Origin of the sequence: Paramagnetospirillum marisnigri (genome assembly GCF_001650715.1) — a bacterium.
Lineage (GTDB): Bacteria > Pseudomonadota > Alphaproteobacteria > Rhodospirillales > Magnetospirillaceae > Phaeospirillum > Phaeospirillum marisnigri.
In genome coordinates, this window is record NZ_LWQT01000120.1 from 1 (window position 1) to 24567 (window position 24567).

The 24567-nt window shown below is 65.3% G+C and carries 26 protein-coding genes; 14 read left to right on the forward strand and 12 right to left on the reverse strand.

What is annotated here, in order from left to right; all coding sequences use genetic code 11:
* The first annotated feature begins 255 nt into the window (after positions 1-255).
* Positions 256-1248 carry a hypothetical protein gene (locus tag A6A04_RS19575; protein ID WP_068495706.1) on the forward strand — a complete coding sequence of 331 codons (993 nt, stop codon included), beginning with the start codon at positions 256-258 and terminating at the stop codon, positions 1246-1248.
* On the opposite strand, the gene A6A04_RS22785 is transcribed toward A6A04_RS19575, so the two are convergent.
* Positions 1249-1392 carry a hypothetical protein gene (locus A6A04_RS22785; RefSeq protein WP_172822829.1) on the reverse strand — a complete coding sequence of 48 codons (144 nt, stop codon included), beginning with the start codon at positions 1390-1392 and terminating at the stop codon, positions 1249-1251.
* 162 nt (positions 1393-1554) lie between these two features.
* Positions 1555-2544: a dihydroorotate dehydrogenase-like protein gene (locus A6A04_RS19580; protein WP_068495707.1), complete on the reverse strand. Its 990-nt coding sequence runs from the start codon at positions 2542-2544 to the stop codon at positions 1555-1557.
* A gap of 124 nt (positions 2545-2668) precedes the next feature.
* On the opposite strand from A6A04_RS19580, the gene A6A04_RS19585 reads away from it, so the two are divergent.
* Entirely contained in the window at positions 2669-3760 is a 1092-nt protein-coding gene (locus tag A6A04_RS19585) for a hypothetical protein (RefSeq protein WP_068495708.1), read from the forward strand.
* Between the two features lie 228 nt (positions 3761-3988).
* Positions 3989-4315 carry a divalent-cation tolerance protein CutA gene (gene cutA, locus A6A04_RS19590; protein WP_068495709.1) on the forward strand — a complete coding sequence of 109 codons (327 nt, stop codon included), beginning with the start codon at positions 3989-3991 and terminating at the stop codon, positions 4313-4315.
* Here cutA and A6A04_RS19595 read toward each other — a convergent pair.
* On the reverse strand, positions 4308-5459 hold the full coding sequence (locus tag A6A04_RS19595) for a bifunctional 2-C-methyl-D-erythritol 4-phosphate cytidylyltransferase/2-C-methyl-D-erythritol 2,4-cyclodiphosphate synthase (protein ID WP_068495710.1): 1152 nt from the start codon (positions 5457-5459) through the stop codon (positions 4308-4310). The two genes, cutA and A6A04_RS19595, sit on opposite strands and share 8 nt — an antisense overlap.
* Positions 5460-5554: 95 nt before the next feature.
* Here A6A04_RS19595 and A6A04_RS19600 point away from each other — a divergent pair, with 95 nt between their 5' ends.
* From A6A04_RS19600 to A6A04_RS19650, 11 genes are all read left to right on the forward strand, one after another.
* Entirely contained in the window at positions 5555-6358 is an 804-nt protein-coding gene (locus A6A04_RS19600) for a cytochrome C assembly family protein (protein WP_068495711.1), read from the forward strand.
* A gap of 65 nt (positions 6359-6423) precedes the next feature.
* Positions 6424-7431: a tRNA dihydrouridine synthase DusB gene (gene dusB / locus A6A04_RS19605; RefSeq protein WP_068495712.1), complete on the forward strand. Its 1008-nt coding sequence runs from the start codon at positions 6424-6426 to the stop codon at positions 7429-7431.
* Complete coding sequence (locus tag A6A04_RS19610) at positions 7431-8531, forward strand: two-component system sensor histidine kinase NtrB (protein ID WP_068495871.1); 1101 nt, start codon at positions 7431-7433, stop codon at positions 8529-8531. The genes dusB and A6A04_RS19610 overlap by 1 nt, the downstream gene beginning before the upstream one ends.
* Positions 8528-9985, forward strand: a complete 1458-nt coding sequence (gene ntrC / locus A6A04_RS19615) for a nitrogen regulation protein NR(I) (RefSeq protein WP_068495713.1) — start codon at positions 8528-8530, stop codon at positions 9983-9985. The genes A6A04_RS19610 and ntrC overlap by 4 nt, the downstream gene beginning before the upstream one ends.
* 2 nt (positions 9986-9987) lie before the next feature.
* A complete protein-coding gene (locus A6A04_RS19620) occupies positions 9988-12225 on the forward strand; it encodes a sensor histidine kinase NtrY-like (RefSeq protein WP_068495714.1) in 2238 nt (745 codons plus the stop codon).
* Positions 12215-13606: a nitrogen assimilation response regulator NtrX gene (gene ntrX / locus A6A04_RS19625; RefSeq protein ID WP_068495715.1), complete on the forward strand. Its 1392-nt coding sequence runs from the start codon at positions 12215-12217 to the stop codon at positions 13604-13606. Before A6A04_RS19620 ends, ntrX begins: the two co-directional genes overlap by 11 nt.
* Positions 13603-14979, forward strand: a complete 1377-nt coding sequence (gene trkA, locus A6A04_RS19630; RefSeq protein WP_068495716.1) for a Trk system potassium transporter TrkA — start codon at positions 13603-13605, stop codon at positions 14977-14979. The genes ntrX and trkA overlap by 4 nt, the downstream gene beginning before the upstream one ends.
* Positions 14979-15629 carry an HAD family hydrolase gene (locus A6A04_RS19635; protein ID WP_068495717.1) on the forward strand — a complete coding sequence of 217 codons (651 nt, stop codon included), beginning with the start codon at positions 14979-14981 and terminating at the stop codon, positions 15627-15629. The genes trkA and A6A04_RS19635 overlap by 1 nt, the downstream gene beginning before the upstream one ends.
* Before the next feature lie 101 nt (positions 15630-15730).
* Complete coding sequence (gene hfq / locus A6A04_RS19640; RefSeq protein WP_008617630.1) at positions 15731-15985, forward strand: RNA chaperone Hfq; 255 nt, start codon at positions 15731-15733, stop codon at positions 15983-15985.
* Between the two features lie 40 nt (positions 15986-16025).
* Positions 16026-17297 (forward strand): GTPase HflX, encoded by a 1272-nt coding sequence (gene hflX / locus A6A04_RS19645; RefSeq protein ID WP_068495872.1) that lies wholly within the window; start codon positions 16026-16028, stop codon positions 17295-17297.
* A gap of 5 nt (positions 17298-17302) precedes the next feature.
* Positions 17303-18064 (forward strand): inositol monophosphatase family protein, encoded by a 762-nt coding sequence (locus A6A04_RS19650; protein ID WP_068495718.1) that lies wholly within the window; start codon positions 17303-17305, stop codon positions 18062-18064.
* 2 nt (positions 18065-18066) lie between these two features.
* Here A6A04_RS19650 and A6A04_RS19655 read toward each other — a convergent pair whose 3' ends face one another.
* From A6A04_RS19655 to hpnC, 9 genes are all read right to left on the reverse strand, one after another.
* Positions 18067-18471, reverse strand: coding sequence for a type II toxin-antitoxin system VapC family toxin (locus tag A6A04_RS19655; RefSeq protein ID WP_068495719.1), 405 nt, complete (start codon positions 18469-18471; stop codon positions 18067-18069).
* On the reverse strand, positions 18468-18716 hold the full coding sequence (locus tag A6A04_RS19660) for a type II toxin-antitoxin system VapB family antitoxin (protein WP_068495720.1): 249 nt from the start codon (positions 18714-18716) through the stop codon (positions 18468-18470). The genes A6A04_RS19655 and A6A04_RS19660 overlap by 4 nt, the downstream gene beginning before the upstream one ends.
* Positions 18717-18786: 70 nt before the next feature.
* Positions 18787-19548 carry an SDR family oxidoreductase gene (locus A6A04_RS19665; protein WP_068495721.1) on the reverse strand — a complete coding sequence of 254 codons (762 nt, stop codon included), beginning with the start codon at positions 19546-19548 and terminating at the stop codon, positions 18787-18789.
* Between the two features lie 2 nt (positions 19549-19550).
* Positions 19551-20198 carry a hypothetical protein gene (locus A6A04_RS19670; protein ID WP_245651315.1) on the reverse strand — a complete coding sequence of 216 codons (648 nt, stop codon included), beginning with the start codon at positions 20196-20198 and terminating at the stop codon, positions 19551-19553.
* Positions 20188-21012, reverse strand: coding sequence for a nucleoside triphosphate pyrophosphohydrolase (gene mazG / locus A6A04_RS19675; protein ID WP_068495722.1), 825 nt, complete (start codon positions 21010-21012; stop codon positions 20188-20190). The genes A6A04_RS19670 and mazG overlap by 11 nt, the downstream gene beginning before the upstream one ends.
* Positions 21005-21676 carry a transglutaminase-like domain-containing protein gene (locus A6A04_RS19680; RefSeq protein ID WP_068495723.1) on the reverse strand — a complete coding sequence of 224 codons (672 nt, stop codon included), beginning with the start codon at positions 21674-21676 and terminating at the stop codon, positions 21005-21007. The genes mazG and A6A04_RS19680 overlap by 8 nt, the downstream gene beginning before the upstream one ends.
* Before the next feature lie 96 nt (positions 21677-21772).
* Positions 21773-22369, reverse strand: a complete 597-nt coding sequence (locus A6A04_RS19685) for a superoxide dismutase (RefSeq protein WP_068495724.1) — start codon at positions 22367-22369, stop codon at positions 21773-21775.
* A 101-nt stretch (positions 22370-22470) separates the two neighbouring features.
* A complete protein-coding gene (locus tag A6A04_RS19690; protein ID WP_082915080.1) occupies positions 22471-23694 on the reverse strand; it encodes a hydroxysqualene dehydroxylase in 1224 nt (407 codons plus the stop codon).
* Positions 23691-24542: a squalene synthase HpnC gene (hpnC, locus tag A6A04_RS19695; protein WP_068495725.1), complete on the reverse strand. Its 852-nt coding sequence runs from the start codon at positions 24540-24542 to the stop codon at positions 23691-23693. The genes A6A04_RS19690 and hpnC overlap by 4 nt, the downstream gene beginning before the upstream one ends.
* Between the last annotated feature and the right edge of the window lie 25 nt (positions 24543-24567).

Consider the following 24567-nt stretch of genomic DNA (forward strand, 5'->3'; position numbering starts at 1 on the left):
ATCCACCCAGACGATGCCCTCACTGTGACAGGCTCCTTGCGGATGCTGCGGAGCCTAAAGTGCCAAAGTAGTGCTAGTGTCCCGATTCTGAAATTCGCAGCATCCAATTCAAGCTCCTTTCGAATTTCAGAATCGATCTGGACACTAGTAACTTATTGTTTCTAGTGTGGTTTGCGAATTCTAAGTTCCTAATGTCGGGTGCGGAAAAATGATAGGAACTTCGAATCCACCACACTGGGACATGGAGACGCGTTGATGCCAAACCCGCCCGTTTCCGCCTCTGTCGCCAAGGCGGTCCCTCAGGCCCAGGGCGTCGGCTCGACCCCGGAAGAGATCATCCAGGCCCATGACGGCTATTGGAGCGAATTCCTGCCAGGTCTGGAGGCCAGGGCGGCAAAGGGCTTGAGCCCCGGCGAGATGGCCGAGGCGGTTCGTTCATTCGAGTGGGGGTATAACGGCTTCATCAACCCACCCATCCGCGAGAGAATTCCCCGGCTGGATTTCGGCGAGTTCGCCGACCGGCCCGCGCCTCAGCGCCTGGCGGTGGAAGATGGCCGCTACGTGGCCCTGGAGCACTCGCAGGACTATGGAGTGGTCTTCGACCTGCTGCGCTCCATGGTCACACCCGATGTGGATTGCGTGGTGGAGTTCGGCAGTGGCCTTGGTGCCAATCTCGCTCGTCTGCGAGCCAGCCTGCCGGATCGATTTCCCACCTATATGGCCTGCGAGCCTGCCGAGGGCGGACGGCGGGCGGCCCGGCTGATGTTCGCCAATGATACGGCCGTGCGTCTGGAAGCCCACGCTTTCGATTATCACCAGCCCGATCTGGGAGTCTTGGACAGGTTTCGGCGGGTTGTGGCCTTCACCAGTCATTCCATCGAGCAGATCCCGATCCTTGGCGATGCCTTCTACGACAGTCTGCTGGCCGCTCCGGTGGTCTCCTGCCTGCATTGGGAGCCCTTCGGCTGGCAACGCTTTTCCAACCTGTCCGATCTGGTGGCGCGCTGCCGCCAGGACCGGGAGGCCTGGGTGGAGTTTCACCGCAGCTTCGTCTATCGCCTGGAGGATCAGTATCTGCAGACCAACGCCGCCGCCTGGTCGTCCATGCTGGATTACAACACCGACCTGCTGAAACAGGTCTCGCGGCGCTCGGAGGAGGGCAGGGTGATGCTGACCGCCCTGGGATATGACCTGGAGGGGGTGAATCCCTTCAACCCCTCCTCGCTGGTGGCGTGGCGCAGACCCTGATCAGTGGGACAGCAGGGTGGTGACGCCGATGATCCCCCAGCCGACCACGGTTCCGCCGATCACCACCACCGACACCACCAGCGCCGCGACGCCGATGACGCGCTTTGCCCAGCACTTTGCCGTCCCGCAGGCTTCCGAAGTCATGCCATCCCTCTGATCTTTAAATTAGAACGTTCGCATAATTAGTGTGATTCCGGTCAAATACAAGCTTGGCCTTCTTGCTTGCGTGCATTGAAGGCATGCATGAACGACAAAGGCCCCGGCCGTTCCCGGCCGGGGCCCCGGATTACGCGGCTGCGAGACGGATCAGCCGTGATGGACGCCACCGCGCAGGATGCGGATATAGTTCACCCGGTCGAAAGCGGCCACGTCGCCGACGGCCCCCCGGCTCATGCGGCCCCGGATTTCCGAGATGTTTTCCACCTCGCGCAGCTTGAGATCGGCCACCAGGCCGTCATGCAGGGTCTTCATGTAATCGACGCCATGGCGGAGCAGGGCGGAGGTGGTCATCACCGCATCGGCGCCGACGAACAGATACTTGACCACCTCGGCGGCGGTCTGCACCCCGGTGCTGGCGGCGATGGAGCCCTTCACATTGCCGGCCAGGGCGGCGATCCACAGCAGGGGCAGACGGATTTCACCCTTGTGGCTGAGCTTGAGGTCACGCACCAGCGCCAGTTCCTCCAGATCGATATCGGGCTGGTAGAAACGGTTGAACAGGACGAAACCGTCCGCGCCCGCCTGGTCCAGGGTCTTGACCATATGGCCGACCGAGCTGAAATAGGGGCTCAGCTTCATGGCGACCGGGATCGAAACGGCTCCCTTGACCGCCTTCAGGATGTCCACATAGCGGGCCTCGACCTCGGCGCCGCTTTGGTTCAGATCGGTGGGCAGATAGTAGATGTTCAGCTCGATGGCCTGGGCGCCCGCCTGCTCCATCTGGGTGGCATAGTCGATCCAGCCGGTGCGGGTGGTGCCGTTGAGGCTGGCGATCACCGGAATATCCACGGCGGCGCGGGCCTTGCGGATCAGGTCGAGATAGTTCTTCGGCCCCACATTCTCGGCCATATGGGCGGGGAAATAGGAGAAAGCCTCGGAACTGCCCTCGGCCACCAGACGCTCCATCTCATCGATCTCGTTCTCGATGTCTTCCTGGAAGATGGAGGGAAGCACCACCGCTGCCGCGCCACAGTCTTCCAGCTTGCGCAGATTGCCGATGTCCAGCGATAGCGGCGAGGCCGACACCACCAGGGGGTTCTTCAGGGTGAGGCCGAGATAGCGGGTGGACAGGTCCATGGGGGCGTTCCTCTACTTGGCCGAGGCTTCGGCGAGTCTGGTACGAGGCTAGCGTGGCCGGACCTTGCAGGCAAGTCGCCCGGCATCGACAGGGCCGGACTTAACCATTATCGTCACCGCCATCATGACCGATCCACGCTCTCCCCATCTCTGGCTGGCGCTTAGCCCCCATGGTTTTGGCCATGCCGCCATGACGGCTCCGGTCATCGCCGAATTGCGCCGCCGCCTGCCGGGGCTGCGTCTGACCATCCAGACGGCGGTGTCCCCCGAATTCCTGAGCAGTCGCTACGGCACCGACTTCACCCTGGTGCCCCATATCCCCGATTTCGGGCTGCGCATGCTCTCGGCCACGCATATCGACCTGGAAGCCTCGGCCCGGGGCTATGTGGAGTTGCATGCGGATTGGCCCGGGCTGGTGGCGCAAGAGGCCGCACGTCTGCGGGCGGCGGCCCCGGACCTTGTCCTGGCCAACATCCCCTATGTGACCGTCGCGGCGGCCCATGCCGCCGGAATCCCCGTTGTGGCGCTGAGCTCGCTGGAATGGGCGGACATCTATGACCACTATCTCGGCCACAGGCCGGAGGCCGACGCCATCAAGGGCCAGATGGCCGAAGCCTATAATCGGGCGGCGGTGTTCCTGCGGGTCACTCCCGCCATGGATATGCCCAGCCTGCGCAATATCCGCGACATCGGGCCGGTGGGGATGAAGGGCAGGGGGGACACGGCGGCGCTGAAGGCGCGACTTGGCCTGGGCGCGGCGGATCGGCTGGGGCTGATCGCCTTCGGCGGCATCGACCACGACATGGATCTGAGCCGCTGGCCGCGCCTGCCCGGCTGGCATTGGCTCAGCACCCTGGCGGCGCCGGAGTCGCGTGACGACATCCGGCCCTGGAGGGAAACGGGCTGGGACTATGCCGACATGGCCGCCTCGGTGGAGGTCATCGTCACCAAGCCGGGCTATGGCACTTTTGTCGAGGCGGCCATGGCCGGTGTGCCGGTGATCTATACCGCGCGGCCCGATTGGCCGGAATGTCCCCATCTGGACGGATGGTTGAAACAGCATGGGCGAGCGGTGGAATGTCGGACGGAGGATCTGTCCGGGGATGGTCTCGAAATTCAACTGCGAAAGTTGTTTTCCCTTCCGATTCCGCCACTTGTGACCGCAAACGGCAATTGTGAAGCGGCGGATATGCTTGTCGCCATGCTGCGTGGCTAGACGGTTTGGCTGCGAACGCAGTTGCGGGGGTGAAAATTGTCACGACGGGGTATCGAAATCCATTCACAGAATCATTATGTGTGTGACGTCGGTTGGCCGTGCCGTGGTACGCAGCCGCCGAGGCTCCCCGGTCTTCTCCTCTTCCGGCGGGTGCCGACACAGACTAGGCGGGGCGGCTTCGAGCGCGATGGAGCCAGCCCCGCTTTTCTTGCCTTGCGGGGATGATCGATGAGTCAAAGTCTGATCTATGTGACTGCCTCGGGGCGGGAAGAAGCGCTGAATCTGGCGCGTGTCCTGGTGGAATCACGGTTGGTGGCCTGCGCCAATGTGCTGGATGGCGCCACCTCGCTCTATTGGTGGGAGGGCAAGGTGGCCGAGGAGCGCGAGGCGGTCATGATCTGCAAGACCCGCTCCGCCCTGGTCCAGGCGGTGATCCACCGCCTCAAGGAACTGCACAGCTATGACTGCCCCTGCGTGGTGGTCATGCCCATCGCCACCGGCAATCCCGACTTCCTGGCCTGGGTCGACGCCGAGACCGCCCCCGCCATTACCTAGGCAGCCAGACCGAGGCCATGGCCTGGGCGGCGATGCCCTCCTTGCGGCCGGTGAAGCCCAACCCCTCGGTCGTGGTGGCCTTGACGCTGACCCGGTCCTGGGAAATGCCCAGGATCTCAGCCACCCTGGCCGCCATGGCGGCGCGATGGGGGCCGACCTTGGGGCGTTCGCAGATGATGGTGACATCCACATTGACTATGCGGCCGCCCTTGGCGGTGACCAGGGAGGCGGCATGGGCAAGGAAACGCCAGGATTCGGCGCCCTTCCACTTTGCATCCGATGGCGGGAAATGGTGGCCGATATCCCCCGCCGCGATGGCGCCCAGGATGGCGTCGGTCAGGGCGTGTAGCGCCACATCGGCGTCGGAATGACCCTTGAGCTTGCGGTCATGGGGGACCAGTACACCACAGAGCCAGCAGCCGGAGCCGTCCTCGAAACAGTGAACATCGTAGCCCGAGGCGGAGCGGACCTCGCCGGGGCCTTCGAACAGGCGGCGCGCCCGCTCCAGGTCGGCGGCGGTGGTCAGCTTCACATTGTCCTCGGAACCGGCCACCAGGGTGACTTTCAGCCCGGCCCGCTCGGCCACGGCGGCGTCATCGGTCAGTTCCTCGCCCAGCACGGCGGCATGGGCCGCCAGGATCTCGGCGAAGCGGAAGCCCTGGGGGGTCTGGGCCCGGAACAACTGGTCGCGGTCAACCGTGTCGGCGACGAAGCCGTCCTTGCCCCGCTTGAGGGTATCGGCCACCGGCACGACGGGCAGGGCGGCGGCGTGGCTGTCCAGGGCGGCGACGACGCGGCCGATGGTCCCGGCGTCGATGAAGGGCCGCGCCCCGTCATGGATCAGCACCTTCGACACATCCAGCCCGGCAAGGCTTTCCAGGCCGAGGCGGACGCTGTCCTGGCGCGAGGCACCGCCCGGGACCGGCTCCAGCACCGGAAGTCCGGCGGCGGCGATATCGTAAAGCTGGCGGTCGTCGGGATGGATCACGGCGCGCACCATGTCCACCTCGGGATTGGTGGCGAAGGCGGCCAGGGTATGGCGCAGGACCATGCGACCGGCCAGGTCGTGGTATTGCTTGGGCAGGTCGCCGCCGAATCTGCGCCCACGCCCCGCCGCCACCACCAAAGCCACCGTTTTGCCCATGGTCCGCCTCCGCTGCAAAGAGCAGGTAAACTATGACCGATGGGCGCATAGCTCAACCTCTTTGCGATGCGGCAAAGGATGGTATAGTCGCCATCATGTCCGCTTCACTGGTCCTCAACCTGTTCGCCGTGGTGGCGCTGCTTCCGGCGGCGCTGATTCCGCTGCGCTCCGAGGCTGATCGCGACGGCCCGTTCTGGGGGGCCATCGCCCTGGCGGTGTCCGGTCCGGCGGCCTGGGGCGTGCTGCTGGTCAGCGAGGGCTGGCAGACCAGCCTGTCGGCGGCGCTGTGGATCAGCATCGGGGCCTGCGCCGCCCTGTTCGCCGCCCAGTCCATGGTCTCGCGCCAGGCCTGGCGGCTGGCGCCGCTGCTGATGCCGTTCCTGGCGGTGCTGGGCATCCTGGCCTCGCTGGTGCGCCATGTGGAGGATCCCCAGCCCCTGGTGGGCGGCGCGCCCGCCGCCTGGCTTGACATTCATATCATCGTTTCGGTGCTGACCTATGCCCTGCTCACCCTGGCGGCGGTGGCCTCGCTGGGGGCCTTCCTGCAGGAACGCGCCCTCAAGCGCAAGCGGCCCACCCGCCTGACCCGCATGCTTCCCAGCGTGGCCGATGGCGAGAGTCTGGCCGGGCGTCTGCTGCTGACCGGCGAACTGGTCCTGGGGCTGGGACTGATCACTGGCATGGCCACCCAGTATTTCGAGACCGGCGCCCTGATGGTGTTCGGCCACAAGACCCTGCTGTCGCTGGTGGCCTTCGGCCTGATCGGGCTGTTGCTGATCGGGCATCGGGTCTGTGGCGTTCGCGGCCGCATGGCCGCCCGGGTGGTGCTGGTGTCGTATCTGCTGCTGACTCTCGCCTATCCCGGCGTCAAATTCGTCACACAAGTGCTGCTTTCCTAAGCTGCCCGTTCCTGTGGCAGCTTTTGCCGTTGCGTCTTGGGGCAACTGCATAATAAATAAGCACCATGACAGAACAGCGACGCCACTCCCTCGCCATTGGTCCGGTCCGTCTGGACAGCCCCGTCATCCTGGCCCCCATGGCCGGGGTCACCGACATGCCCAACCGCCGTCTGGTCAAGCGACTGGGGGCGGGTATGGTGGTGTCCGAGATGATCGCCAGCCAGGCCATGATCCGCCAGAACCGCCAGACCATGAAGATGGCGTCCCACACGCCTGATGAGTTTCCCATGGCGGTGCAACTGGCGGGGTGCGAGCCCGAGGTCATGGCCGATGCCGCCCGCCTCAACCAGGATCTGGGCGCCGCCATCATCGACATCAACATGGGCTGCCCGGTCAAGAAGGTGGCCCTGAAGGGCGAGGCGGGCTCGGCCCTGATGCGCAACGAGAATCTGGCGGCTCGCATCCTGACCGCCGTGGTCAAGGCGGTGTCGATTCCGGTGACCCTCAAGATGCGCACCGGCTGGGACATGACCAGCCGCAATGCCCCCAGTCTGGCGAAGGTGGCCGAGGAGTGCGGCATCCGTATGGTGACGGTGCATGGCCGGACCCGCAGCCAGATGTATAGCGGCTCGGCCGATTGGGCCTTCATCGGCGAGGTGAAGCGCGCCGTCTCCATTCCGGTGGTGGGCAATGGCGATGTGGAAAGCATCGACGACGCCCGCACCATGCTGGAGATGTCGGGCGCCGACGGCGTGATGATCGGGCGCGGCACCTATGGGCGGCCCTGGCTGCCGGGGCAGGTTGCCCATTACCTTGCCACCGGAGATCGCTTGCCCGATCCCGGCCTGGCGGAGCAATACACCATCCTGACGGAGCATTTCGAGGCCATGCTGCTTCATTACGGAAGCGTGGCTGGCGTGCGCAACGCCCGCAAGCATATCGCTTGGTATTCCAAGGGCCTGCCCGGTTCGGCCGAGTTCCGCGCCGAGATCAACCGCCTGGGCGAGGTCGAGGCGGTGAGGGAGGCCATCCGCCGCTTCTACGAGCCGCTGCTGTGCCGGGAGGCGGCATGATGGGCGGCCCCGCTTTCCGGCCCGGGGCCGCCTATGACCCCGGCATGGTCCTTGGCGCCCTGGGGGCGGCGGTCCTGGCGGTGGATTCCGACAACACCATCCGCTACGCCAATGGGGGCGCCGAGCAGTTGTTTTCCTGCGGCGCCAGCTATCTGTGCGGCCGGGCCATCACCGAGTTCCTGCCCCCCGATTCGCCGGTCCTGGCGCTGCTGGAACAGTCGCGCGGCGAAAGCATCTCGGCGGCCGAGCACGGTATCGCATTGGATACGCCGCGTACCGGCCACCGTACCGTTTCGGTTCAGGTCTCGCCCATCGTCGAGATGCCGGGCAGCGTGGTGGTCAGCCTGCACGAGCAATCCATCGCGCTCAAGATCGGCGCCCAGCTCACCAGCCGCAACGCGGCGCGCTCGGTGACCGCCATGGCCTCGATCCTGGCCCATGAGGTCAAGAATCCGCTGTCGGGCATCCGGGGCGCCGCCCAGTTGCTGGAGCAGAACGCCAACGAGGACGATTGCATCCTGACCCGGCTGATCTGCGACGAGGCCGACCGCATCGTCGCCTTGGTGGACCGCATGGAGGCGTTTTCCGACAAGCCCACCGTGGCGCGCCAATCGGTCAACATCCATCGGGTGCTGGAACATGTGCGGCGCATCGCCGAGGCCGGGTTTGCCCGCAACATCCGGGTGGTGGAAAGCTACGACCCGTCACTTCCCGCCGTGTGGGGCGATCGCGACCAGTTGATCCAGGTCTTCCTCAACCTGATCAAGAACGCCGCCGAGGCGGTGCCGGAGGAGGGCGGCGAGATCATCCTGTCCACCGGCTACCAGCACGGCATCCGTCTGGCCCTGCCGGGCAGCGACGTGCGTCGTCATCTGCCGCTGGTGGTCAGCATCCAGGACAATGGACCGGGTATCCCCGAGGATCTGCGGCCCAATCTTTTCGATGCCTTCGTCACCACCAAGACCACGGGCAGCGGCCTGGGTCTGGCCCTGGTGGCCAAGATCGTCGGCGATCACGGGGGAGTGATCGAGTTCGACAGTGTTCCGCGGCGCACCATTTTCCGGGTGATGCTGCCCATGGTTCAGGATGGGGATGTATGAGCACCATGACCACTACCGCCACCATCCTGGTGGCAGACGATGATCGCGGCATCCGCACCGTGCTGTCCCAGGCCCTGGGTCGCGCCGGTTACGAGGTGCGGACCACCGGCAATGCCTCGACCTTGTGGCGCTGGGTGTCCGAGGGCGACGGCGATCTGGTGATCACCGATGTGGTGATGCCCGATGAAAGCGGACTCGACCTGCTGCCGCGCATGAAGAAGATCCGGCCCGATCTGCGCATCATCGTCATGAGTGCCCAGAACACCTTGCTGACGGCGGTCAAGGCCACCCAGCGCGGCGCCTTCGAATACATGCCCAAACCCTTCGACCTGAAGGAACTGGTCAACGTGGTCGGGCGCGCCCTGTCCAGCCCGCGCGCCGCTCCCGCCGATGCCGCTTCGGGCGATGACGAGGAGAAGCTGCCGCTGATCGGTCGTTCGGCGGCCATGCAGGAAATCTACCGCACCCTGGCGCGCCTGATGGGCACCGACCTGTCGGTGATGATCACCGGCGAATCCGGTACCGGCAAGGAGTTGGTCGCTCGGGCGCTGCACGACTACGGCAAGCGCCGCAACGGTCCCTTCGTCGCCATCAACATGGCGGCGATCCCGCGCGAACTGATCGAAAGCGAACTGTTTGGCCATGAGAAGGGGGCGTTTACCGGCGCCACCCAGCGGGCCGCCGGTCGTTTCGAGCAGGCCGAGGGTGGTACCCTGTTCCTGGATGAAATCGGCGATATGCCGCCCGAGGCCCAGACCCGGCTGCTGCGGGTGCTGCAGGAAGGCGAATACACCACGGTGGGCGGGCGCACTCCCATCCGCGCCAATGTGCGCATTGTCGCCGCCACCCATCGTGACCTGACCCAGCTGATCCGTCAGGGCCTGTTCCGCGAGGATCTGTTCTATCGCCTGAACGTGGTGCCGATCCGGCTGCCGCCGCTGCGCGAACGCTCCGAGGATGTGCCGGAACTGGTGCGCCACTTCCTGGCCCTGGCCAATGCCGAGGGTCTTCCCGCCAAGACCATTGATTCCCAGGCCATGGAACGGCTGAAAAAGCACCGCTGGCCCGGCAATGTCCGCGAGCTGGAGAATCTGGTTCGCCGCCTGGCGGCTCTCTACTCCCAGGAAGTGATCGGTATCGAGGTCATCGAGGGCGAGTTGGTGGGCGGATCGCCCGTGGCCGATGCCATCGGCGGCGGAGTCGAGGGCGAGGGGCTGTCAGCCACGGTGGAACGGCATCTGCGGGAATATTTCGGCAATCACGGCGATGGATTGCCGCCCGCCGGGGTCTATGACCGGGTGCTGCGCGAGGTGGAGAAGCCGCTGGTGACCATCGCCCTGGAAGCGACCAGGGGCAACCAGATCAAGGCGGCGCACTTGTTGGGGCTCAACCGCAACACGCTGCGCAAGAAGATCAAGGATCTGGATATCCAGATCAGCCGCGGCCTCAAATAGTCATGGCCGCCCGTCCGGGAGCCCTGATCCGACTCCGGCTGTGGGCGCGACGGGTCGATCTGCCCCGGCGCCTGTCCTATCTGCTGACCTTCGCGGCGGTGCCCTCGGTGGCCGCCACCGTCTGGGCCATGGGCGTGGCGGGCGGCGCCACTCCCGACCCCCGCACGGTGCTGTCGCTGCTGGTCCTCGACATGGTGCTGCTGCTGGCCCTGGGGGCCGTGGTGGGCTTTCGGGTGCTCGAGGTGCTGCGCGCCCGGCGGCAGGGGTCTTCCGGGTCCAAGCTGCATTTGCGCTTCATCATGCTGTTCGCCCTGGTGGCGGTGACGCCATCGGCGCTGATGAGCGTCGGTTCCGCCGCCTTTTTCCGCTATGGCGTGGAAAGCTGGTTCTCGGATCGGGTGCGCACCGCGCTGCAGGCTTCGTTGCAGGTGGCGCACGCCTATCTGGAGGAGCACAAGCAGATCGTCGGCGGTGATGCCCTGGCCATGGCCAACGACATCAACCGCGAGGGCGGGCTGCTGCTGCGCTCGCCGCAGGCCTTCGCCCAGTTCCTCGGCACCCAGGCCGCCATCCGCGGCCTGACCGAGGCGACGGTGTTCGATTCGCGCGGCACCATCCTGGCCCGGTCCGGACTGATCTTCGCGGTCGAGGCCAATATCGACCAGATTCCGCAATGGGCCTATGACAAGGCGCGGGCGGGCGACGTGGCGGTGATGACCGGCAGCGGCGACGACCGGGTCAAGGCGCTGGTGCTGCTGCCCGGCCTGTTCGGCGAGACCTATCTGTTCGTCGGTCGGTTCGTCGATCCCAAGGTGGTCGGCCATATGGAGCAGACCTCGGCGGCGGTGGCCCAGTATGAACGGCTGGAAGGTCGCCGGTCTGGCCTGGAAACGGCCTTCTCCCTGGTCTTCGCCGTGGTGGCGCTGCTGCTGGTCCTGACATCGGTCTGGATCGGGCTGAGCATGGCCAACAAGCTGGCGACCCCCATCGCCCGTCTGATCGATGCCGCCGAGCGGGTGCGCTCGGGCGATCTCGATGCCAGGGTGGCCGAGGATGCCGCCGACGAGGTGGGCGTGCTGAGCCGCGCCTTCAACCGCATGACGCATCAGCTCGGTACCCAGCGTACCGAATTGATGGATGCCAATCGCGAACTGGACGAACGCCGCCGCTTCACCGAGACCGTGCTGTCGGGTGTTTCCGCCGGGGTGATCGGGCTGGACCGGCAAGAACGCATCCACCTGCCCAACCGTTCCGCCAGCGAACTGGTGGGCCGCCCCCTGGACGAGGAGGTGGGGCACCCTCTGCGCGAGGTTCTGCCCGAACTGGCCGAGGCCTTGGACGAGGTGGTGCGCCGCCCGGATCGACTGGTCCAGCGTGAGGTTCGCCTTGATACCCCCGGCGCCCGGTCCCGCATCCTTCTGGTTCGGGTCGCCGCCGAGCATCTGGAGGGCGAGATCATCGGTTATGTGGTCACCTTCGATGACATCACCGAACTGGTTTCGGCCCAGCGCAAGGCGGCCTGGGCCGATGTGGCGCGCCGTATCGCCCATGAGATCAAGAATCCCCTGACCCCGATCCAGCTATCGGCGGAGAGGCTTAAGCGTAAATATCTCAAAGAGATACAGACAGATCCTGAGACGTACATTAAGCTGATCGAGACCATCATCCGTCAGGTTGGGGATATCGGGCGCATGGTGGACGAGTTCTCGTCCTTCGCCCGCATGCCGGCACCGCAGATGAAGAGCGCCGATCTGGCCGATATCTGCCGACAGTCCTTGTTCCTGCAACGCACCGGTTCGCCCGAAATCGAGTTCGTCGCCACCATTCCGGACCAGCCGGTGGTTCTGGTCTGCGACGGCCGCCTGATCGGTCAGGCGCTGACCAATCTGCTGAAGAACGCGGTGGAAGGCATCCAGGGAAGGGAAGATCCCGACGCTCCCAAGGGGCGGATCGGCCTGACCCTGGCGCTTCATCCCGATCGGGTGGTGATCGAGGTTTGCGATAACGGCAAGGGCCTGCCGCGCGAGAACCGCGAGCGGTTGACCGAGCCCTATGTCACCACGCGGGCCAAGGGTACCGGATTAGGTCTTGCCATCGTCAAGAAGATCATGGAAGACCATGGCGGTGACTTGTATCTTGAGGACGCGCCTGACGGCGGCGCCCGTGTCGGGCTGATCTTCCCCCCGAGCGAGCCCAGTGGTCAGGCCCCCCAGTCTGGTGCGGAAATCCATGGCGCATGACATCCTGATCGTCGACGACGAAGGCGATATTCGCGCTCTCATCGCCGGTATCCTTGAGGACGAGGGACATTCTACCCGCGAGGCCTCCAATTCCGACGAGGCGCTGGAAGGTATCCGGGCGCGGCGTCCCAATCTGGTGATCCAGGATATCTGGCTGCAGGGCTCGCGCCTCGATGGGCTGGGTGTGCTGGAAGCGGTCAAGCGCGACCATCCGGAAGTGCCGGTGGTGATGATTTCCGGCCACGGCAATATCGAGACGGCGGTGCAGGCCATCAAGGTCGGCGCCTATGACTTCATCGAGAAGCCGTTCAAGGCCGACAGGCTGCTGTTGGTGGTGGAGCGCGCCATTGAGGCCGCCCGGCTGCGGCGCGAGAACGAGGAACTGAAACTGCGCGCCGGGTCCACCGGCGAGCTGATTGGCGGGTCGGTGGCGGTGGCCCAGGCCCGCCAGGCCATCGACCGGGTGGCGCCCACCAATTCCCGGGTGCTGATCACCGGACCCGCCGGTTCGGGCAAGGAAGTGGTGGCCCGCCTGATCCATGCCCGCTCGCGCCGGGCCGATGGCCCCTTCGTGGTGCTGAATTGCGCCGCCATGCATCCCGACCGCATGGAGGTGGAGCTGTTCGGCACCGAGCACGGCATGGATGGTCCCGAGACTCCCCGCAAGATCGGTACCTTCGAACAGGCCCATGGCGGCACCTTGCTGCTGGACGAGGTCGCCGACATGCCGCTGGAGACCCAGGGCAAGATCGTTCGCGTCTTGCAGGACCAGATGTTCGAGCGGGTGGGCGGTGGAAAACGGGTCGAGGTCGATGTGCGCGTCATCGCCACCACCAATCGCGATCTTCAGACCGAGATGGCTTCGGGACATTTCCGCGAGGACCTGTTCTATCGCCTGAATGTGGTGCCGGTGCGCATGGCATCGTTGCGCGATCGCAAGGAGGATATTCCCGCCTTGGCCCGCCAGTTCATGCAGATGACGGCCAGCGTGGCCGGCGTGCAGCCCCGGCCCATTTCCGAGGACGCCATGGCGGCGCTGCAGGCCTATGATTGGCCCGGCAATGTCCGCCAGCTCAGGAATGTGGTGGATTGGCTGTTGATCATGGCGCCGGGTGATGCCCGCGAGCCCATCCGGGCCGACATGCTGCCCAGCGAAATCGGCGCCATCACACCCGCCGTCCTGCGCTGGGACAAATCCAGCGAGATCATGACCCTGCCGCTGCGCGAGGCTCGCGAGCTGTTCGAGCGCGAATATCTCCTGGCCCAGGTCAACCGTTTTGCCGGCAATATCTCACGCACCGCCGCTTTCGTCGGCATGGAGCGCTCGGCGCTTCATCGCAAGCTGAAGCTGCTGGGCGTCAACACGGACGAAAAGAAATGAAGGTCATCGTCTGCGGCGCGGGCCAGGTCGGCTTCAACATCGCCCATTACCTGGCGGGCGAAAACAACGACGTCACCGTCATCGACCAGCGTCCGGACCTGATCCGCAAGGTCAGCGACACCCTGGACGTGCAGGTGGTGCAGGGCTTCGCCTCGCACCCTTCCGTGCTGGAACAGGCGGGGGCGGGAGATGCCGACATGCTGATCGCGGTGACCGCCGCCGACGAGGTCAACATGATCGCCTGCCAGGTGGCGCATTCCCTGTTCAACGTGCCCACCAAGATCGCCCGGGTGCGCAGCCAGAGCTATCTGCAGCCCATCTGGGCCAATCTGTTCTCGCGCGAGCATCTGCCCATCGACGTGGTCATCAGCCCCGAGATCGAGGTGGCGCGCGCCATCACCCGGCGGCTGCAGGTGCCGGGCGCGCTGGACGTGATTCCGCTGGCGGGGGGCAAGGTCAGCCTGATCGGGGTGCGCTGCACCGAGGACTGCCCGCTGATCCATACGCCGCTACGCCAGTTGACGGTGCTGTTTCCCGATCTCGCCATCGTCATCATCGGCATCGTCCGTGATGGCAAGGCCCTGGTTCCCACCGGCGAGGACCAGATGCGCGAGGGCGACGAGGTTTATTTCGTGGTCGATACCAGCCATGTGGACCGCGCCCTGGGGGCCTTTGGCCGCGAGGACAAGGAAGCCCGGCGCATCGTCATCTTCGGCGGTGGCAATATCGGCCTGTTCCTGGCGCAGCAGTTGGAAGAAGCCCATCCCGGCACCTCCATCAAGGTGATCGAGGCCAACAAGGAGCGGGCCGAGTTCATCGCCCGCACCCTGAATCGCACTGTGGTGCTCAACGGCGACGTGCTGGACCCGGAAATCCTGGAGGAGGCCTCGGTGGCCGCCGCCGAGGCCGTGGTCACCGTCACCAATGACGACGAGACCAACATTCTGGCCGGGCTGCTGGCCAAGCGCTATGGCTGCCGCCGTACCCTGACCCTGATCAACAAGGGCACCTACAACGCCCTGGTGGGACCGCTGGGCATCGACGTTGTGATCAGCCCGCGCGCCATCACCGTGTCCAATATCCTCCAGCATGTGCGGCGCGGCCGCATCCATGCCGTCCATTCCCTGCACGAGGGCTTTGGCGAGTTGATCGAGGCCGATGCGCTGGAAACCTCCAATCTGGTGGGCAAGCCGCTGCGCGACGTCAAGCTGCCCGTCGGCGTGCTGATCGGCGCCATCGTCCATAACGGCCAAGTGATCAGCCCGCGCGGCAGCACGGTGATCCAGGCCGGCGACCGCGTCATCCTGTTCGCCACCGCCGAAGCGGTGAAGAAGGTGGAAAAGATGTTCTCGGTCCGGCTGGAATATTTCTGATGGGATTGCCCCGGCCCCGTGCCGTCATTTTCGACTGGGACAACACATTGGTGGATTCGTGGGATTGCATCCGCGAATCCTACAACATGACCTTCCGTCATTTCGGCATGGCGGAATGGAGCATGGAAGAGACCCAGGCTCGCGTCGCCGCCTCCATGCGCGATTCCTTCCCCGCCATGTTCGGCGAGCGTTGGCCCGAGGCGAGGGACGTCTTCACCGCCAGTTTCGCCGCCATCCACTTGGATCACCTGCATCCGCTGCCGGGTGCCAAGGACATGCTGGACTCGCTGCGCGCCGCCGATATCACATTGGCGGTGGTCAGCAACAAGCGTGGTTCCTTCCTGCGCAAGGAAGCGGGGATCATGGGCTGGGAGGGCTATTTCACCCGACTGGTGGGGGCCGACGACGCCACCTTCGACAAACCCGACCCGGCCCCGGTGCACATGGCCCTGGAGGGAACCGGCATCGCCGTGGGTCCCGAGGTGTGGTTCGTGGGCGATTCGCCCATCGATATCCAATGCGCCGTCAATTCCGGCTGCTCGCCGGTCCTGATGCGGCCGCACCCCCCATACGAAGGTGAGTTCCCGGTCTCACCGGCCCGGTTTCTGCCGGGTTGCGGCCCGCTGGCCGATCTGGTGCGAGAACTATAGGTTCCCATCCCGGCAAATTGGTGCTAACCAAATGGGTTCGGCGGGGCGGCCTGCGGGTTTGCCCCAATACAACACTGGACAAATAAGAACGGATCCATCCCATGTCCGCAGAGAAGTCCCAAAATGTGCAGGATGTGTTTCTCAACTACATCCGCAAGAACAAGACTCCCGTCACGATCTTTCTGGTCAATGGCGTCAAGCTCCAGGGCATCGTTACCTGGTTTGACAATTTCTCGGTGCTGCTGCGTCGGGACGGGCATACTCAACTGGTCTACAAGCACGCCATTTCCACGGTGATGCCCTCCACCCCCATTTCGCTGTTCGAGCCGCCCATCAAGGAAAACGGCGAAGAGTAAGGTGGCAAGCGGTTCGGCCGAGTCTCAGCGCCAACGGGCCATGGTCGTCCACCCCGCCGTCAAGACGGCGGGGGAGGCCCTTCGCGCGCCCGAGGCCCGTCTGGCCGAGGCGGTGGGGCTGGCCCAGGCCATCGATCTCGACATCGTCGCCGCCGAAGCGGTGACGGTGGCCAAGATTCGTCCCGCCACCTTGCTGGGCAAGGGGGCGGTGGAGCGTCTGGCCGAGCTGATCACCGAATCCGAGATCACCCTGGTGGTGGTGGACGGCCATCTCTCGCCGGTGCAGCAGCGCAACCTTGAAAAGGCCTGGGCCTGCAAGGTCATCGACCGCACCGGCCTGATCCTGGAGATTTTCGGCGAGCGGGCGCGGACCCGTGAAGGCTCGCTGCAGGTGGAACTGGCGGCACTCAGCTATCAACGCTCGCGGCTGGTGCGGTCCTGGACCCATCTGGAGCGCCAGCGCGGTGGCTTCGGCTTCCTGGGCGGCCCCGGCGAGACCCAGATCGAGGCGGACCGCCGCATGATCGGCGATCGCATCGTCAAGCTGGAGCGCGAACTGGAAGACGTCAAGCGCACTCGCGACCTGCACCGCAAGGCGCGCCGCCGGGTGCCTTATCCCATCATCGCCCTGGTGGGCTATACCAATGCGGGCAAGTCCAGCCTGTTCAACACCATGACCCGGGCCGAGGTTCTGGCCAAGGACATGCTGTTCGCCACCCTTGACCCCACCATGCGGACCCTGGAGCTGCCCTCGGGCAAGAAGATCATCCTGTCCGACACGGTGGGCTTTGTCTCCGACCTGCCGCACGAGTTGGTGGCGGCGTTCCGCGCCACCCTGGAAGAGGTGCTGGAGGCCGATATCGTGGTCCATGTCCGCGACATCTCCCATCCCGACACCGAGGCCCAGGCCGCCGATGTGGAAACCGTTTTGCGGGAACTGGGGCTGGCGGAGGTGGTGGATCGCGGACTGATCGAGGCCCTGAACAAGATCGACCTGCTGGACGAGGGGCGGCGCGACGAGGTGTTTAACCAGGCGCGGCGCCGTCCTGATTGCCTGGCGTTGTCGGCCTTGACCGGCGAGGGCATCCAGGACCTGTTGACCGAGCTGGATCGCCGGATCGGCGCCGGGCGCGAGGTGGTGGATCTGTCCCTGCCGCTGTCCGATGGCGCCTCCATCGCCTGGCTGTATCGTCATGGCGAGGTGGTGGCCCGGCGCGACGACCAGTCCCACGCCTTCATGCGGGTCAAGCTTGACGCCGCCGATCTCAAACGCTTCCATCAACGTCAGGCCGATGGGCGAGGTGCATCGTGAGTTCCATGGTCGATCCCCAGTCCGTCGCCGCCATCATCCGCGAGGTCGCCGAAGCCGAGATATTGCCTCGCTTCGGCCATCTCTCGGCGGGACAGATCCGCGAGAAAAAGCCGGGGCAACTGGTCACCGAGGCCGATACCGAAGCGGAACGGGTGCTGTCGCTCCGTCTGACCGGCTTGCTGCCTGGGTCGAAAGTCGTGGGCGAGGAGGGGGTGGATGCCGATCCCGCCCTGCTGGGGGCGCTGGAGCAGTCCGACCCGGTCTGGATCATCGATCCGGTGGACGGCACCGGTAATTTCGCCAAGGCCAATCCTCGTTTCGCCGTCATCATCGCCCTGGTGGTGGACAAGATTACCCGGGCGGGCTGGATCTATGATCCGGTGGCCGGACGCATGGTGGTGGCGGAACAGGGGAGTGGCGCCTGGCTGGGGGGCGATCGGCTGTCGGTCCTGGCTCCGGCGCCGCTGGAAAAGATGACCGGTTCGGTCAAGCGCTCGGCCCATCTGGTCTCGAAGGTGGCCAAGGTCGGACGGAAGGGCAGCGCCGCCCACGACTATATCGACCTCGTAACGGGCGTGCTGCATTTCGCCCATTTCGCCCGGCTGATGCCGTGGGACCATGCCGCCGGTGTGCTGATCCATGCCGAGGCCGGGGGCTATTCCAGCCTGTTGAATCACAAGCCCTATCAGCCGATTCCGTGCAAGGCCGGTCTGCTGCTGGCCCCCAGCGAGGGCAGCTGGCGCAGCCTCAAGGTGCTGGTGGAATAGGGCTACTGGATCACCAGGGCGGGCTCGATATCCGTCCTGGAAAAGTCGTCACCCTTGAACAACAGGGGGAGTGTCCGCGTCTTGGCGACGGCATAGGCAAAGATATCCCCGAAATTGAGATTGGCCGGATGGCCGCTTCCCTTTCCGAATGCGACGAAAGCGTTCCACGCGGCAGCCATGTCGCTGGGGCCTGGGGGCGCGATCTCGAACAAATCGGGGGAGAGAAGGTCGTCGAGCAGGACCACTGCCGGATGACCAAGGCGGCCATAGGCGACCATGCGGGCCTCAACGACGGAAACGCTGCTGATAACCACGCGGCGAGCCTGTTTCAGGCGGGAAAGGTACTGAAGATGGTCGGGCTCGTTCAGGATGATCGCCATCAAGGCCGAAGTATCGATGGCGATCATCGGGGCAGACCGGCATCGTCGTATTCGACCGCCTCGAAGCCGTCCATTCGGGGGGATAGGCGGTGCAGTTGGGCCAGGACAGCGTCGAACCGGGCCCAGGGCGAGGGTGACGGGTGATCGCGGCCGATATCTTCCAACATCCGGTCCAGCGCGGCTTCGACGGCGGCGGTCTTGCCGAGGCCGGTCATCCTGCTCAGCCGTTCGATCTTGGCGACCACTTGTGGATTGGCGATTTGAACGGGCATGGCGTTTCCAAATGTATATTGATCGTCAATAAATATACATAATGGCGACGCGTTGCCGCAAGCCGCGCCCTTATCCCTCCCGGTGAATGGCGAAGGGGCCAGAAGCCTGGCAGACCGGCATCATCTCGATGCGGTTGATGTTGACATGGGCGGGCAGGGAGGCGGCCCAATAAACCGCTTCAGCAACGTCTTCCGAGGTCAGCGGCGTGGTGCCGTCATAGACCTTGGCCGCCTTGTCGGCATCGCCGTGGAAGCGGACCACCGAGAATTCCGAGCCGCCGCACAGGCCGGGCTCGATATTGGTGACGCGGACCTTGGTCTTGACCAGATCGGCGATGAGATTCAGCGAGAACTGGCTGACGGCGGCCTTGGTGGCGCCATACATATTGCCGCCGGGATAGGGATAGGTCCCGGCCACCGAGCTGATATTGACCACATGGCCGCGGTTGCGCTCCACCATGCCGGCCAGCACGGCGCGGGTCATGTACATCAATCCCTTCAGATTGGTGTCGATCATGGTTTCCCAGTCGTCCAACTCGGCGGCCTGGGCCGGTTCCAGCCCCAGGGCAAGGCCGGCATTGTTGACCAGCACGTCGATATCCCGGAATTCCGCCGGAATGGCTTCGACAAAGGCAGCCACGGCGGCGCGGTCGCGCACATCCAGTACGGCGGCGTGAACCGGAGTTGGCAGATCCACCTTCAGAGCGTCGAGCCGTTCGGCCCGGCGGCCGCAGACCACCAGCCGCGCGCCTTCGGCAGCAAAGCGCCGCGCGATGGCGGCGCCGAATCCGGCGGTGGCGCCGGTCACCAGGACGCAACGATTTTGCCACATGATCAGTCAGCCTCGGATGCACGGGGGCCAAGCGGCCGCTTGGGGTCGTCGTCGCGCAGCATCACCAGATGGGGCATGGGCGACAGGGCGTTTTCGATCTTCCAGATATAGACGCGATAGGTTCCGAACGGCTTTACCGAGCTGGCATTGTGCTCGACCACATTGGCGTCGGTGGTGATGCGGAATTCGCCCTCCATGTTCAGGCCCATTTCGGCCAGGATCTGGGCATCGGAAGGCTTCATGGCATTGGCGTGGATGGCGATGGCGCCGTTTTCCTTCGAGCGCATGGCCAGCAGGCGGGCATCGCGACGCAGCAGGGCGATCAACTGGACCTTCTCCAGGCGCCCGGCGCGCTCGTATTCGACCCCGAAGCGGCCGCGGCCCTTGGACTCCAACTTGCGCACCGCGATATCGCGCATCAGGTCCTTCTTGATATTGGCGATCTTCTCCGGCTCGTTTTCCGGAGTGACCTTGCCCTTGCGATAGTCATCCAGGATGGGCGCCCAGAGCAGGTCGCCCTTGAAGGTCAGCGAGTAGTCGCCGTAACGCGACAGCCGCAGCTCGCTCTTGAACTTGTCGGGGATGTAGCACGACGACAGCAGCAGCATCGCCGCCAGCACCCCCAGACGCTTCAGCCAATCACCGACCACCCGACCCTCCGGATTTTTCCAGGCCTTTGGCAGCCTGCCACAGCGCTTCCATTTCGTCGAGCGACGCCGTTTCGGGCGAGCGTCCCTGGGCCTTCAATTCGGATTCGATATGGCCGAAGCGGCGCTCGAACTTGGCATTGGCGCGCTTCAGGGCGCGTTCGGGGTCGATATCGAGCTTGCGGGCCAGATTGACGCAGACGAACAGCACGTCGCCCATCTCGTCCTCCAGCCGGTCATGGGGGGCGCCGGTCTCGATCTCGTGGGTGATCTCGCGCGCTTCCTCGGCCAGCTTGTCCAGAATGGTGACGGCCTCGGCCCAGTCGAAGCCGACGCGGGCGGCGCGTTTTTGCAGCTTCAGGGCGCGGGTCATGGGCGGCAGGGTGCGGGCGACGCCCGCCAGCACGCCCGGCGCCTCGGGATCGGCGGATTTGGCGGCGCGCTCCCGGGCCTTGGTCTCTTCCCAAGCCTCCACCTGACCGGCACTGTCGCGGCCATCGGGCTGCTCGAACACATGGGGATGGCGGCGGATCATCTTGTCGGCGATGGCGGTGGCGATAGCATCGAAGTCGAAATGACCCTGCTCCCGGGCCATCTGGGCGTAGAACACCACCTGGAACAGCAGATCGCCCAACTCGTCCTTGAGGGCGGGCATGTCGCCATGGTCGATGGCCTCGGCCACCTCATAGGCTTCCTCGATGGTATAGGGCGCGATGGTGGCGAAGCTCTGCTCCAGGTCCCAGGGACAGCCGCCCTTGGGGTCGCGCAGCCTCGCCATGATGGCGATCAGCCGGTCGATGGGGCGCGGCTCAGGCATCGGGCTTGGCCTCGGCGGCGAAGTCGGCGCCCCGGCCCCAGGGATCGTCCACCATCAGCCGGGGGCTGACCTGGGCATAGGTGGCGGTGATCTCCTCGAAGGGCACGTCGTTGAAGCTGCCGCGCTGGCGGACATATTCCATATGGCGGCGGTTGCTGGTGTCGAATTCGTGGAACACCGAATCCTCGCTTCCGTCCCATTCCAGGGGATGGACCCCGAATTTCTGGCACAGCGACAGATTGAAGGCGGGGGTGGCCTTGACCCAGCGCCCCGCCAGCCAGACCTCGGCGAAGGCGTGCCAGCACAGCACGTCGCCGCCATTGACCTCCAGCAGCTTGGGGGTGGCGAGGTGGTTGCGCACATCGGCGAAGCCCACCCGGGCGGGAATACCCACCGCCCGCAGGCAGGCGGCCAGCAGGGCTGCCTTGGGGATGCAAAAGCCGCTGCCGAGCGCCAGCACGTCCTTGGCGGAATAGCTTTCCGGGACATTGAAACGGACATAGGGATCGTAAAGCACCCGGTCGCGCACGGCGTAATAGATCCGCACCGCGGTGTCGCGGGTGTCGGTTCCTCCCCCTGCCGCCTCGCGGGCGAAGGCGATGATGGCGGGATCATCGGACTGGATGAAGCGGGAGGGGGCCAAGCTTGCTGGATCGGGGGTCATGGCGGGCAGCCGTGCAAGGAAGAGGGAAAGGCAGGATACAAAAAAAGAAGGCGGCTTCCTCGCGAAAACCGCCTTCCGATACCGAATTTGTCCGGCTCAGCCCAGATTGGCCTCGACGAAGTCCCAGTTCACCAGATTGTCCAGGAAGCACTGGACGAAATCGGGGCGGCGGTTCTGCCAGTCGAGGTAATAGGCGTGTTCCCACACATCCACGGTCAGCAGCGCGGTCTGGCCATGGGCCAGGGGCAGGTCGGCATTGGCGGTCTTGGTGATCTTCAGCTTGCCACCATCCAGAACCAGCCAGGCCCAGCCCGAGCCGAACTGACCGACGGCGGCGGCCTTGAAGTCTTCCTTGAACTTGTCGAATCCGCCCAGATCGGCCTCGATCTTGGCCAGCAGCTTGGCGCCCGGCTTACCGCCGCCGCCCTTCTTAAGGCAGTTCCAGAAGAAGGTGTGGTTCCACACCTGGGCGGCGTTGTTGAAGATGCCTTGCTTGGCGGGCAGGTCGGCGGCCGCGATCTTGATCACCTCTTCCAGCGACTTGGACGCCAGATCGGTGTCCTTGGTCAGGTTGTTGAGGTTGGTCACATAGGCGGCGTGGTGCTTGCCATGATGGAACTCGAAGGTGCGGGCCGAGATATGGGGCTCCAGCGCATCAATGGCGAAGGGAAGGGACGGAAGCTCGAAAGCCATGGGATCACCTCGTATGGATCAAGGGGTTCTGATAGGGATTGGAAAATCTCTAAATGATTGGCTGAAACATATGGTCTCGGACCCCGGATGTGAAGGCCCAATTATGCGAAAGACAGCCGGGCCTGTGCGGTGGCCAGCCGCGCCGAGGCCAGACCGCTGGCGATGGCGGCCTCGATTGTACAGGGCCAGGGCGAGGCCAGCCAGTCACCGGCGAGGAAAATATGGGGATGCGCGGTACGCGGCCCCGGACGCCGGGCGATGGTGTCGCGGTCATGGGCCAGGGTGGCGCGGCGCTCCTTCATGATGCGGAAGGCGGGCGGCGACGAAGCGGGCAGGCCGATGGCGCGGCAGGCCTCGTCCCACAGCAGGGCGGCCACATCCTCGGCCGGGCGCTCGGCCAGGGAATCGGCGGCCGAAACCGTCACCGACAGCACGTCGCCCCGGGCGAACAGCCAATGCCCGGCGGCATTGACCAGGCCGAGGAAATGGGAGCCGCCGGGCAGGGCGGCTGGACCGTCCAGGCGGAAATGGGCGTTGACGATGGGCCGGGTCGGCATCTCGGGCATCTGGCCGGGCAGGACCGAGGTCAGCGCCCAGGGCGGCAGGGCCAGGATGGCCCGGTCCTGGGGACCAAGTTCGATGCGGCCGTCATCGAAGGTGAGACCATGACCATCGGCGGCCAACAGGCGGCGGCGGAAATGGATTTCGGCGCCAAAGCTTCCCAGGGTGGCCAGGGCCGGAGCCACCAGCGCCGCCGACAGGCCCAGGGGGAAGACCCAGGGGATCAGGGCCGCATTGCCGCCCAGCAGGGCGCGGCGCATGGTCCAGGCGAACATGCGGGCCGAGGCTTCCTCGGGCGCGGTGTTGAGGATGGCCTCGCACATGGGCAGCCAGAAGCGGGTGAAGGAGCGGCCGCCGCCCAGGCGGCTTTTCACGGTTTCGGCCTTGCCGGTCCAGGGCAGCCCCAGGGCGCGCAGGATTTCCCCCAGCCCGGCGGGCAGGCTGGTCGGCGTCACCGTCCAGCGGCTGCCGGTGGCGAGATCGGCGAAGGGAAAAGCCGGGGCGGTGGGGATCATGGCCTCCAAGCCGCCGGTGGCGCTGGCATAGGCCAGCGCGGTGCGGTTGGCGCCCAGCACCAGATGGCTGCCATTGTCGATGATCCGGTCCAGCTTCTCGTCGCGGAACGAGCGGCAGCGGCCGCCCGCGTGACCGGCGGCCTCGTGCAGCACCACCTTGCGGCCCGACCGGGCGGCGGCGACGGCGGCGGAAAGGCCGGCCAGACCGGCGCCGACGATGTGGAGGGTGCCGTTCACGGTGGCGCTCACGCCGTCAGGCCGCGATAGATGCCGGAGACCAGGATCACGGCGGCATCGACGCGCCCCAGCTTGACCCGCTCGGCCAGGGGGTCGCCCTTGCGCAAGCGCCTCGACAGTCGTTCCGCCACCCGTACGGTCATGGCGGCCTGCAGGCGCAGCCTTGTATCCTTGATCAGGGCGGGAAGCGGCTGGGCCAACTCGATCAGGGCATCGGTGGCGTCAAGGGTACGGTCGATCACGGCGCGCAATTCGGGCGGCGACCTGGTTCCGGTCAGGACCTCGGTGGTCAGCCCCGCCTGATGCATCCAGTCGCGCGGCAGGTAGACCCGGCGCAACTGGGCAAAATCCTTGCCGCAGTCCTGCAGGTGATTAAGGACCTGCAGTGCCGCGCACAGGGCGTCGGATGGGGCATAGGTGGCATGGGATTCGCCGTGCAGATCCAGCAGGAAGCGCCCGACCGGCGCCGCTGAATAGCGGCAATAGCTCATCAGGTCGGCCCAGTCCTCGCAATAGTCCCGCACCGCGTCACGGCGGAAGGCGTGCAGCAACTGCGAGGCATCCTCGATCAGGGGGGCTTCGCCCTTGACGGCGGCGCGATAAGTCTCGGCCAGCACCAGCGCCGGGCCTGACGCGTGGCCGTGCAGAGCTTCGTCGAGGGCGTTGAGGCCCGCCACCTTCGCTTCCGGGGACATAAGGGCATTGTCGGCGATATCGTCGGCATGCCGGGCGAAGTGGTAATAGGCCATGATGGTGGCGCGCTTGTCGGCGGCGAGCAGCAGCGAGGCGACCGGAAAATTCTCCTCGTTCGCCGTCTTGCTGGCGGCAACATAGGTTTCTGCGGCGGCGGCGCGGGTCACGGCGGCTCCTGGCGGTGGTGCGGAT

Excerpts from the sequence above, each read along its gene's own strand:
- A6A04_RS19600 (WP_068495711.1), top strand. The coding sequence starts at position 5,555 with ATGTCCGCTTCACTGGTCCTCAACCTGTTCGCCGTGGTGGCGCTGCTT.
- A6A04_RS19580 (WP_068495707.1), bottom strand. The coding sequence starts at position 2,544 with ATGGACCTGTCCACCCGCTATCTCGGCCTCACCCTGAAGAACCCCCTG.
- trkA (WP_068495716.1), top strand. The coding sequence starts at position 13,603 with ATGAAGGTCATCGTCTGCGGCGCGGGCCAGGTCGGCTTCAACATCGCC.
- A6A04_RS19665 (WP_068495721.1), bottom strand. The coding sequence starts at position 19,548 with ATGTGGCAAAATCGTTGCGTCCTGGTGACCGGCGCCACCGCCGGATTC.
- A6A04_RS19610 (WP_068495871.1), top strand. The coding sequence starts at position 7,431 with ATGGGCGGCCCCGCTTTCCGGCCCGGGGCCGCCTATGACCCCGGCATG.
- dusB (WP_068495712.1), top strand. The coding sequence starts at position 6,424 with ATGACAGAACAGCGACGCCACTCCCTCGCCATTGGTCCGGTCCGTCTG.
- A6A04_RS19655 (WP_068495719.1), bottom strand. The coding sequence starts at position 18,471 with ATGATCGCCATCGATACTTCGGCCTTGATGGCGATCATCCTGAACGAG.
- A6A04_RS19635 (WP_068495717.1), top strand. The coding sequence starts at position 14,979 with ATGGGATTGCCCCGGCCCCGTGCCGTCATTTTCGACTGGGACAACACA.
- A6A04_RS19575 (WP_068495706.1), top strand. The coding sequence starts at position 256 with ATGCCAAACCCGCCCGTTTCCGCCTCTGTCGCCAAGGCGGTCCCTCAG.
- A6A04_RS19680 (WP_068495723.1), bottom strand. The coding sequence starts at position 21,676 with ATGACCCCCGATCCAGCAAGCTTGGCCCCCTCCCGCTTCATCCAGTCC.
- hfq (WP_008617630.1), top strand. The coding sequence starts at position 15,731 with ATGTCCGCAGAGAAGTCCCAAAATGTGCAGGATGTGTTTCTCAACTAC.
- A6A04_RS19620 (WP_068495714.1), top strand. The coding sequence starts at position 9,988 with ATGGCCGCCCGTCCGGGAGCCCTGATCCGACTCCGGCTGTGGGCGCGA.
- ntrC (WP_068495713.1), top strand. The coding sequence starts at position 8,528 with ATGAGCACCATGACCACTACCGCCACCATCCTGGTGGCAGACGATGAT.
- A6A04_RS19650 (WP_068495718.1), top strand. The coding sequence starts at position 17,303 with ATGGTCGATCCCCAGTCCGTCGCCGCCATCATCCGCGAGGTCGCCGAA.
- A6A04_RS19585 (WP_068495708.1), top strand. The coding sequence starts at position 2,669 with ATGACCGATCCACGCTCTCCCCATCTCTGGCTGGCGCTTAGCCCCCAT.
- A6A04_RS19660 (WP_068495720.1), bottom strand. The coding sequence starts at position 18,716 with ATGCCCGTTCAAATCGCCAATCCACAAGTGGTCGCCAAGATCGAACGG.
- ntrX (WP_068495715.1), top strand. The coding sequence starts at position 12,215 with ATGGCGCATGACATCCTGATCGTCGACGACGAAGGCGATATTCGCGCT.
- A6A04_RS19685 (WP_068495724.1), bottom strand. The coding sequence starts at position 22,369 with ATGGCTTTCGAGCTTCCGTCCCTTCCCTTCGCCATTGATGCGCTGGAG.
- cutA (WP_068495709.1), top strand. The coding sequence starts at position 3,989 with ATGAGTCAAAGTCTGATCTATGTGACTGCCTCGGGGCGGGAAGAAGCG.
- hflX (WP_068495872.1), top strand. The coding sequence starts at position 16,026 with ATGGTCGTCCACCCCGCCGTCAAGACGGCGGGGGAGGCCCTTCGCGCG.
- A6A04_RS22785 (WP_172822829.1), bottom strand. The coding sequence starts at position 1,392 with ATGACTTCGGAAGCCTGCGGGACGGCAAAGTGCTGGGCAAAGCGCGTC.
- A6A04_RS19595 (WP_068495710.1), bottom strand. The coding sequence starts at position 5,459 with ATGGGCAAAACGGTGGCTTTGGTGGTGGCGGCGGGGCGTGGGCGCAGA.
- mazG (WP_068495722.1), bottom strand. The coding sequence starts at position 21,012 with ATGCCTGAGCCGCGCCCCATCGACCGGCTGATCGCCATCATGGCGAGG.